General features: G+C 74.4%; 3 protein-coding genes. 2 read left to right on the top strand and 1 reads right to left on the bottom strand.

Annotation, left to right across the window (positions count from 1 at the left end):
* Positions 1-427, top strand: a 427-nt coding sequence (locus PROKR_RS00675; protein ID WP_211239983.1) for an MlrC C-terminal domain-containing protein, incomplete at its 5' end; no start/stop codon positions are given.
* A gap of 15 nt (positions 428-442) precedes the next feature.
* Here the strand turns inward: PROKR_RS00675 and PROKR_RS00670 are convergent.
* Positions 443-1,576 (bottom strand): GNAT family N-acetyltransferase, encoded by a 1,134-nt coding sequence (locus PROKR_RS00670; RefSeq protein WP_036958852.1) that lies wholly within the window; start codon positions 1,574-1,576, stop codon positions 443-445.
* Positions 1,577-1,642: 66 nt separating this feature from the next.
* Here PROKR_RS00670 and PROKR_RS00665 point away from each other — a divergent pair.
* Positions 1,643-2,563, top strand: a 921-nt coding sequence (locus PROKR_RS00665) for a glycoside hydrolase family 3 protein (RefSeq protein ID WP_169736274.1), incomplete at its 3' end; no start/stop codon positions are given.

The following is a 2,563-nucleotide window of genomic DNA, read 5'->3' as shown; positions in this document are numbered from 1 at the left end:
GGTGGGCGCCGACGTCGAGGTGGAGGCCGGGGCCCGGGTCGACGCCGGGCCGCACGGGCCGGTCACGCTGCGCGGCGTGGTCGAGCACGTACGCACGGACGACCCGCTCGCGGGGATCGTGTGTGTCGTGGCCGCAGGCGGGCTGCGCGTGGTCCTGACCGAGCGCCGCCGGCCCTACCACCTGGAGTCCGACTTCACGGCGATCGGCCTGGACCCGCGCGGCACCGACGTCGTGGTGGTGAAGATCGGCAACCTGGAGACCGAGCTCCACGACATGGCCGAGGACTGGATGCTGATGCTCAGCCCCGGCGGCGTGGACCAGAACCTGCTTCGGCTGCGCTACACCGCCCTGGGTGGCCCCGTGCACCCGTTCGACGACGACGCGGCGTTCGGCGACGGCCCCGATCTCACGCCGGAGCTGCTCTGACGAGCGGGCCCTGGGCTACAGCGGGCCCTGGAAGTCCGCGCTGCCGCCCGCGGGGACGAACCCGAGCGCGATGTTGATCGCGAGCATGTGCGGGTTCTCCTCGTTGTTCCAGGTGTAGATCCGCTGCGCCTCCGGGCGCAGCCGCGCGTGCTCGCGCAGGTTGACCGCCTTCACGAGCATCCCGAGCCGGTGCCCTCGGTGCTCCTTGAGCACCACCGTCGCCTGCTGGTTGGTGTGCTCGGGCTGGAGGTCGTTCCACTGCAGCATGGTCATCGCGACCAGCTCGCCCGTGGCCACGTGCTCGGCCGCCGTCACCACGTACTGGTCGCCCTTGGCGGCGATGGCCGCCTCCTCGCCGCGGATCCGCTCCACGTCCCAGACGTCGGACTCGACCTCGAGGCCGCCGCGCGGCTCGTCGTCGGCCAGGGCCTGCTCCAGCGCCGCGTACTGCTCGATCCACTCCTCCGGCATCGGCGCCGTCCAGGTGTGCACGCGGTACGCGTCGCCCGCGACGGCGCGCGCCTCGGCCTCGAACCGCGAGATCGCCTCGGGCAGGACGGGCAGGTCGACGCGCGAGCGGCGCTCCACGAGCTGGAGCGTCAGGCCCAGCTTCCGCGCCATCCGCACGCCCGGCAGGCCGGCGTCGACCTCGCCGGTGCCCGACGCCGGGGTCAGCGTCTCGCCACCGGGCCCGCCCACCTGCCGGGGACCGAAGTCGACGGGGGCCAGGAGCGTCGTCCGGCCCTCTGCACGGGCCGTCTCCTGGGCCCACTCCGCCAGGGCCGATCCGATGCCCTGCCGCCGGTGCTCCGGGTGGACCGCGACGAAGCCGATCGCCAGCTCCGGGTTGGACCGCACGTGGAAGAACATGAAGGCGCTGCCCACGACCCGCGGCCCGTCGGGCGTGTCCACCACGGCCACCTGGCGCACCTTGCGCAGGTAGTCCTGGTTGTTCATCCCCACGAGGATCCCGATCGGCGTCGGCGCGCCGTCCGCGTTGCCGACGTCCACGCCTGCCGCCGCCGCGTGCACGTCCGCGATGCCGCGGTACGCCCAGGCGTCGGCGTCGTCGAGCGAGGTCGGGTGCGGTGGGGTCATGAGCCGCCACGCCGACGTCGCCGGGGCGGGTGCTGCGGAGGATGTGGTCATGGGACCAGGGTGCTCCGGGTGGTTCGGGGACGCACGGCTTTATCGCCGGCCCGCTAGCGTGACCGCATGACGAAGAGGTCGCGTGCCCGGGCCGTCTCGGCCCGTTCGCCCGCCGCGCCGACAGGTCCCGCCGACGTCGTCCGGCGGCTCACCCTGCAGCAGAAGGCCCGGCTCCTGTCCGGGGCCTCGTTCTGGACCACCGCCGAGGCGCCCGGCGTCCCGTCGGTCTACCTCGCGGACGGTCCGCACGGCGTGCGGCGGCTCGCGGCCGACGTCGGCGACATCGAGGGGGCGCTCCCCGCCACCTGCTTCCCGCCCGCCGTGGCCCTGGGCAGCACGTTCGACGTCGACCTCGTGCGCCGGGTCGGCGCGGCCGTCGGCACGGAGGCCCGGGCGCGGGCCGTCGACGTCGTGCTCGGCCCGGGCGTCAACATCAAGCGCAGCCCGCTGTGCGGACGCAACTTCGAGTACGTCGCGGAGGACCCGCTGCTCGCCGGCGAGGTCGGCGCCGCCCTGGTCACCGGCATCCAGGGCCAGGGCGTAGCCGCTTGCGTCAAGCACTACGCCGCGAACAACCAGGAGACCGAGCGCATGCGCGTCTCCGCCGACGTCGACGAGCGCACCCTGCGCGAGATCTACCTGCGCGCGTTCCAGCGCGTGGTGACCAGGGCGCGGCCCGCCACGCTCATGTCGTCCTACAACCGGGTCAACGGCACCCACACCGGCGAGGACCGCCGGCTGACCACCGACGTGCTGCGCGGCGAGTGGGGCTTCGAGGGCCTGGTCATGTCCGACTGGGGCGCCGTCCACGACCGCCTCGCCGGCATCCGCGCGGGCCTGGACCTGGAGATGCCCGGCGCGGGCGAGGCCCGGGTCAAGGAGATCGTCGCGGCAGTCCGCTCCGGCGGCCTCGACGTGGCCGACGTCGACAGGTCGGCCGCCCGGGTGGTCGCGCTGGCGCTCGGGGCCGAGGCTGCGCGGGGTGCG

The sequence above is a fragment of the Promicromonospora kroppenstedtii DSM 19349 genome (assembly GCF_000515355.1).
Taxonomy (GTDB): Bacteria; Actinomycetota; Actinomycetes; order Actinomycetales; family Cellulomonadaceae; genus Promicromonospora; species Promicromonospora kroppenstedtii.
This window is presented reverse-complemented; position numbering and strand designations above follow the sequence as displayed.

What these genes read in the sequence shown, in the direction of transcription:
- PROKR_RS00670 (WP_036958852.1), bottom strand. Translation starts at nt 1,576, where the DNA reads ATGACCACATCCTCCGCAGCACCCGCCCCGGCGACGTCGGCGTGGCGG.